This is a genomic window from Mycobacterium sp. (genome assembly GCF_035506235.1).
Classification (GTDB): Bacteria; Actinomycetota; Actinomycetes; order Mycobacteriales; family Mycobacteriaceae; genus Mycobacterium.
Genome location: NZ_DATJPU010000321.1, coordinates 1 through 5,631 on the forward strand (window position 1 = coordinate 1; position 5,631 = coordinate 5,631).

Annotated in this window: 7 protein-coding genes; 2 read left to right on the forward strand and 5 right to left on the reverse strand. The window is 69.3% G+C overall.

Annotated elements, in window-relative coordinates:
- Positions 1-129, forward strand: a 129-nt coding sequence (locus VMD50_RS29680) for a hypothetical protein (protein WP_325433572.1), incomplete at its 5' end; no start/stop codon positions are given.
- On the opposite strand, the gene VMD50_RS29685 is transcribed toward VMD50_RS29680, so the two are convergent.
- The 4 genes from VMD50_RS29685 to VMD50_RS29700 all read right to left on the reverse strand — a co-directional run bounded on the left by VMD50_RS29685 (position 126) and on the right by VMD50_RS29700 (position 4,379).
- Positions 126-1,793, reverse strand: coding sequence for an Hsp70 family protein (locus tag VMD50_RS29685; RefSeq protein ID WP_325433561.1), 1,668 nt, complete (start codon positions 1,791-1,793; stop codon positions 126-128). The genes VMD50_RS29680 and VMD50_RS29685 overlap by 4 nt on opposite strands.
- Positions 1,794-1,934: 141 nt before the next feature.
- Positions 1,935-2,501, reverse strand: coding sequence for a hypothetical protein (locus tag VMD50_RS29690; RefSeq protein ID WP_325433563.1), 567 nt, complete (start codon positions 2,499-2,501; stop codon positions 1,935-1,937).
- Between the two features lie 35 nt (positions 2,502-2,536).
- A complete protein-coding gene (locus VMD50_RS29695; RefSeq protein ID WP_325433565.1) occupies positions 2,537-3,724 on the reverse strand; it encodes a sensor histidine kinase in 1,188 nt (395 codons plus the stop codon).
- Between the two features lies 1 nt (position 3,725).
- Positions 3,726-4,379: a response regulator transcription factor gene (locus VMD50_RS29700; RefSeq protein WP_325433567.1), complete on the reverse strand. Its 654-nt coding sequence runs from the start codon at positions 4,377-4,379 to the stop codon at positions 3,726-3,728.
- A 197-nt stretch (positions 4,380-4,576) separates the two neighbouring features.
- Between VMD50_RS29700 and VMD50_RS29705 the strand changes: the two genes are divergently transcribed.
- The gene (locus VMD50_RS29705; protein WP_325433569.1) at positions 4,577-4,891 is read left to right on the forward strand and encodes a WhiB family transcriptional regulator; all 315 of its coding nucleotides are present in this window, start codon (positions 4,577-4,579) and stop codon (positions 4,889-4,891) included.
- 110 nt (positions 4,892-5,001) lie between these two features.
- On the opposite strand, the gene VMD50_RS29710 is transcribed toward VMD50_RS29705, so the two are convergent.
- The coding region (locus VMD50_RS29710) for an alpha/beta hydrolase (RefSeq protein ID WP_325433571.1) at positions 5,002-5,631 on the reverse strand (630 nt) is incomplete at its 5' end.

Consider the following 5,631-nt stretch of genomic DNA (forward strand, 5'->3'; position numbering starts at 1 on the left):
CGGGCCGAGCACCCGCTGAATGATCCGTTCACCACCAGGGCCTGCCGCGCCGCGGTGCGCAGCGCCGAGGCGATGGTGGCGGATTTCGCAGCGCGCGGTTACGACGCGTCCGACGTCCGGCCGGGTTAGCGCGGGGGGAAGGGGAGCCCGGGGCGAGTCGGTCTTTCCCGTGTGGTTGTCGGCGCCGCGGTGGTGGTCGGCGGCGCGCTCGTGGTGGTCGGCGGGGCGCTCGTGGTTGTCGGCGGGGCGCTGGTGGTGGTGGTCGGCGCCGTCGTGGTGGTGGGAGCCTGGCTGGTGGTGGTGTCGGGCGGCTGCGTCGACGGCGGCGGTGGGGGCGGTAGCACCGTGACGGTGGTGCTGTTGTCGGGCCCGGTGATGGTCACCGTCTGCGACGTCTGCGGTGGCGCCGGTTCGTTCGGAGGGATGTTGTTCACCGGGTTCGGCTTGGGGTGGCCCAGGGTCAGCGCCAACACCACCGCGACCAGCACGGCCGCGGCCGCGGCGACAACGCTCAACACCAGCGCCGTGCGCTTGTACCACGGCAGCGATGCCGGAGCGGCGGCGTAGCGGCCGCTGTCCGCAGAGTCCAATCCCGTTGGCTCCCGGCTATATTCGCCGGTCATGTCGGGTCCCGCATATGGGACCGGCTCGGCGGCGCCATCCTCGTCCTGCGACCACGCCAACGGTCTGCCGCCCTCGACGGCCCGGGCGGTCTCCACCATTTCGGTCGGGTTCTCGACGGTGGGACTCGCCGCGGTCGCGACGCCCGCCGCGGCTTGCTGCTCACCAAGATTCGCCGCGCCGATGGCGGCGCTGAACGCCGGCTGCGGCGGGACGTGGATCGGTGCCTGCAGGCGCTCGGACAGCCGCGCGCTGATCAGCGGGATGCCGGCGCCCCCGCCGACGGCCGCCACGGCGGCCAGGCTGGATCGCTGAATTCCCTTGCTTTGCAGGGCGTTTTCTAGGGCGCCGACGAATCGGTCCAGTGGCTGGGCGATGAGCTGTTCGAGTTCGGCGCGGGAGAGCCGGACGTCACCACCGGGGCCCGCCGCGACGGTGGCGACGGTGCTCGTCGACAGCTGTTCCTTGGCGCGGCGGGATTCGGCGAGCAGGCGGGATTGCGAGCCGATCCGCGTGGTGCTGGCCAGGTCGGCGCTGGTGGCGTCGGAGGCACCCGCGCGCACGTACTCGAAGACGAGTTGATCGATCGCGTCGCCGGAGAAATCGCTGTAGCGCACCGACGGGCCGATCTGCTGGAAGTTCGACGCCGCATTGACCAGGGTGACGCTGGTGCCGGTGGCGCCGAAGTCGCACAAAGCGACGACGCCGTCGGCCGGAAACCCCGGTCTGGCGCGCAGCGCCGCCAGCGCGGCCGTGGCGTCGGAGATCAGGGTGGGCGCCACACCGCCGCGCGTCAGATCCGGCTGGGCGAAGAATTCCTCGCGCAGCGCGGTGATCTGGGCCTCGGACCAGTACGCGGGGACCGCGACGGTGACCGGTGTGCCGTAGCCGACCGTGCGCGCCATGGCTTCGATCGCTTCGACCGTCAGCACCTCACCGAGGTACTTCGTCCCGTCGGCGGCCACCAAAGGGGCCCGGTCACCGACCCGCTCGACGAAGCCGCGCATCACCAGCCCCGGCTCCGTCAGGTTCGGGTTTTCTTCCGGCAGGCCGATTTCAGTCGGCCGGTGCTCGAACAGCGTCAACACCGCGCTGCGGACCACCGGAGCGCCGCTCCCGCGGGCGGCAACCAGGTTGGCCGCACCGATCGACAACCCGAGCGACTCGCTCATATCGCACACCCCATTCCAGCGAGTCTATGAGTGCGGCCTTTCACAGGCCGGGCTGCCAGCGCCGAGCCGGTAAATCCGCAGACAAAGCGCGAGCGAGGGTCTGCAGAATCACAGGCTCGACGAAAGCGGGCCGACGGGCGGTCACCCGATGCCGGGCGGCAGCGTGATCACCGTCGGCACCTCCGGGATCGTGATCACCGACGGCAGCGAGGGCAGGTGGTGGCGATGCGTCGGCTGCTGCTGGTTCGGCTGACGCGTGGGCTGCTGGGTGGGCTGCTGGGCCGGCGGCTCGACCGCGCTGCTGCTCGGCGGCGGCGCGGACGACTCGGTGGTGGTCGGGGGCGGCGTCGTCGTGGTGGGCGAGGTCGTCGTGGTGGTGCTGCTCGTGGTGCTCGGGGTGTGGCTGGTGCCCTGACCGCCCTGAAGGAGCTCCATGAGCCCGTAGACGATCAGCGCGAGCAGGATCAGGACGGACAGAACCCACGCGATGATCCCGGCGGGCTTCCGGTACCAGGGGGTGGGTTCGCGTTCTTGGTCGAACGCGTCGACGGCCTCAGCTGGCTCGGGCTGGTCAGCCGGCATTTCCAGTGGCGGGTGGCCGGCCGGCGGGGCTTCTTCCCCCGCTGGTGGGGGCCCTCCCAGGCCGCCGTAGTTGCGATACTGCGTCTGCTGGTTGTGGAAGTCGTCGGGTGGGCCGTTGCGTGCCACGAAACCGATGGTACTGACACCCCCTTCGGGGCGGCTCAGTCGGCGCCCGCGGGCGCGCTCACCGATGCCCGCGTGCCACCGCCGATCGTGGACGTGACCTTCAGCGATCCGCCCATCGCATCGATGCGGACGGCCAGCGACGCGAGCCCGATGTGCCCCTGGGCGACGCACCGGTTCAGGATGGCCGGGTCGAACCCCATTCCGTCGTCGATGACGCTCAGCGTGATGACGTCGCCCGCCCTGACGAGGCGGACCCGCACGGTGCTCGCCCGCGCGTGCTTGTTCGCGTTGGCGAGGAATTCGCGGGACGCCCGGTACAACAATGACTGTGACCGGGGCCGTCCGACCTCCCCGAGGTCGGCGTCGATGGTGAAGTGCCCGCGGCGCTCGTAGTCGCGAATCAGCTCACGCAACGCGGCGGTCAGCCCCACCTCGGTCAGCACCTGGGGATGCAGCGCGGTGACGACGCTGCGCAGCTGGATCGCCGTGTCGTGGAGCGCCTGGACGGCGGCGTCCAGTCCGGGGTCGGTGTGCCGCTCGCGGACGGCGTCGAGCTCGAGTCGCGCCGCGAGCAGATCCTGCAGCGGCCCGTCGTGCAGCCGCTCGGCCAGCGCACGGGCGTTGCGCTCGTCGGCACGCATCGCCTCGGTGACAAGCGTGCGGCGCATGTCGAGCAAGGCCGCCACGCGCGCCGCGGCGCGCGTCAGGAAATAACACAGGGCCGTCATCGCCGCCGCCAACCACAGCAGCAACCCGAAATGGGTGTACACCACGCCCGGCAGCTCGACGGTGTCGTCGCGCTTGGAGTAGACGATCCACACGCCGAGATATCCCACGGCGGTGGCGATTCCGACCGCGGCCGTCAGCGCCGGGCGGTCCTGGAACGCCACCGAAATAGGCAGCAGGAAGAACACCGGCAGCAACGCCACGGTGGCTCCACCGGAGACCACGCACAGCCCCACCACGGTCAGCACGTCGATGCCCGTCGACGCCCAACCGGCCCACGGCGGCACCGGCCCGCGCAGCACCACCACCACCCACACCAGTGCGGCGGCGCTGTAGGTGCCGAGGATCAGCGCATAGGCCAACGGCAACCAGTGCTCGACCTCCCACACCGAGACCAGCAGGACGATCAACCCGATCAGCGGCAGGCGCAGAAACGCCGACAAGCGGACGGGCTCGGCCGCCACGAAGTCGACCATTCGAGCCAGCGGGCGCGCCATGCTATTCGAGCAGCCCGCGCCGCATCGCCGCCGCGACGGCCGCGGCGCGATCACTGACGCCGAGTTTCTCGTACAACCGTTGCACGTGGGTCTTGACCGTGGAGGGCGCCAGGTACAGTTCCGCGGCGATCGCGGGGATGCTGCGACCCTCGGCGATGAAATCGAGCACCTGTCGCTCGCGAGGGCTGAGCACCGGTGGCTGGGCTTCGCCACGGCGGCGGATCTCCCCGGCCAGACCGGCGGCTAGGGCCGGCGACACGACGTCTCGACCTTCAGCGCAATCGAGCACGCCCTTGACGATCTCGTTTTTCGTCGACTCTTTGGGCAGGAATCCCGCGGCGCCCTCCGCCAGGGCCCGAAAGACGATCGCCGACTCGTCGTGCGCCGACAGCAGCAGCACCCGTGTCGGCAGGTCATCACCCCGTACCGCGGCGGCGACCTGGGCACCGTCCATCCCGGGCATCCGGTAATCGAGCAGGGCGACGTGCGGCAGATGGGTCTTGATCAGCTCCAGTGCGGCGATGCCGTCGTCGGCTTCTGCGACCACATCCACTTCGCCGCTCGACGTCAGCGCGCGCACCACCCCGTCGCGGAACAGCGGGTGATCGTCGCCCACGACCACGCGCACTTTCTCGGTCGTTGCCCGGCCGACCATGCCGCTTAGTGTCACACAGCGTTGCCGCCGTTTCCCCCGATCGGGGGAACGCGCGATTCATCCCGCGCACCGACTGGTCGGCGGACAGACAGCGCCGAGTCGCCCCGGAATAGTGGTTGCGGGCTCGCGAATACCGGCACAAGGATCCTGGGCCCGCCGCCCACGGGGGGTTTCAACCGCGCACAGGAGTATCCAGCATGGATGGAATCACCGCCCACGGTGGCCCGGTCGACGAATCCCGCAGCTCATGGGTGTCGAAGGCGTTATGTCGCACCACCGATCCTGACGACCTCTTCGTCGCCGGGGCGGCGCAGAGGAAAGCGGCCGCTATTTGCCGGCACTGCCCCGTCATCGCCGAGTGCCTCGCCGACGCCCTCGACAACCAGATGGAGTTCGGCGTGTGGGGTGGTATGACCGAACGCCAGCGGCGGGCGTTGCTCAAGCAGCACCCCGAGGTGGACTCGTGGTCGGAGTTCCTCGCCGCCCGGCGCAAGCGCCGCAAGACCGGCTGACCGGTGGCATATGTAGCCGGCCGGCCACACGAGCGGAACGCCAGGGCGAAAAAACCGGCCTGTTTCGCGCCGCGGCGTTACGCTCGCCGACTCACTGCAGTCAGGCGCCGTTAAATACCCAGCTCCTGGTCGATCTGCGGCCAGTACTGGGGCCCGTCCGGAGTGAGGATGATCCAGTCGTGAATTTGGCCGTTGGCCAACACGAAGTTGATCGGGGCATTAAACATCTTGGCGTCGTTCTGGAGGACAAGCACGTCGGGGGAAAGTGAATCCAGGTTGCCCGAGTAGACGTACGTCTTCGGGAGTCCGCTGAGGTTTCCGCCTAGCGGACTCACCCTGTAGTCGGTCACAGGGAGATTGCCCGCCCACTCCCTGCCGATCACCTGGCCAGGCCCTACGGGAATCAGCGGATCCTGGACAAGCGCAATATTTGGATTGGTCATCCCCACGTCCAGCCACGGCGACAGCAGAACCATCGACGAAGGTTCGGGGGCACTCGGGTTGTTCAGCAGGTTGTATTCGACGGCCGCCAGCGCGAGGTTGCCGCCCGCGGAGTCACCGATCACGCTGACGTGAGAGTTCGGGATTCCAGCGATATCCGAAATGAAGCCGGCCATGTTGGGCACCACCGTGCCGGCGGTGCCTCCCTGCTGCAGCAACGGGTAGATCGGCACCTCGATCGTCGCGCCGGTCTGGTAGGCCATCACCGTGTAATCGAGCCAGTGAAAGATCGACGGCGC

Bases quoted from the DNA above. Each gene is read 5' to 3' on its own strand.
- VMD50_RS29700 (WP_325433567.1), bottom strand. From the start codon at position 4,379: ATGGTCGGCCGGGCAACGACCGAGAAAGTGCGCGTGGTCGTGGGCGAC.
- VMD50_RS29705 (WP_325433569.1), top strand. From the start codon at position 4,577: ATGGATGGAATCACCGCCCACGGTGGCCCGGTCGACGAATCCCGCAGC.
- VMD50_RS29685 (WP_325433561.1), bottom strand. From the start codon at position 1,793: ATGAGCGAGTCGCTCGGGTTGTCGATCGGTGCGGCCAACCTGGTTGCC.
- VMD50_RS29695 (WP_325433565.1), bottom strand. From the start codon at position 3,724: ATGGCGCGCCCGCTGGCTCGAATGGTCGACTTCGTGGCGGCCGAGCCC.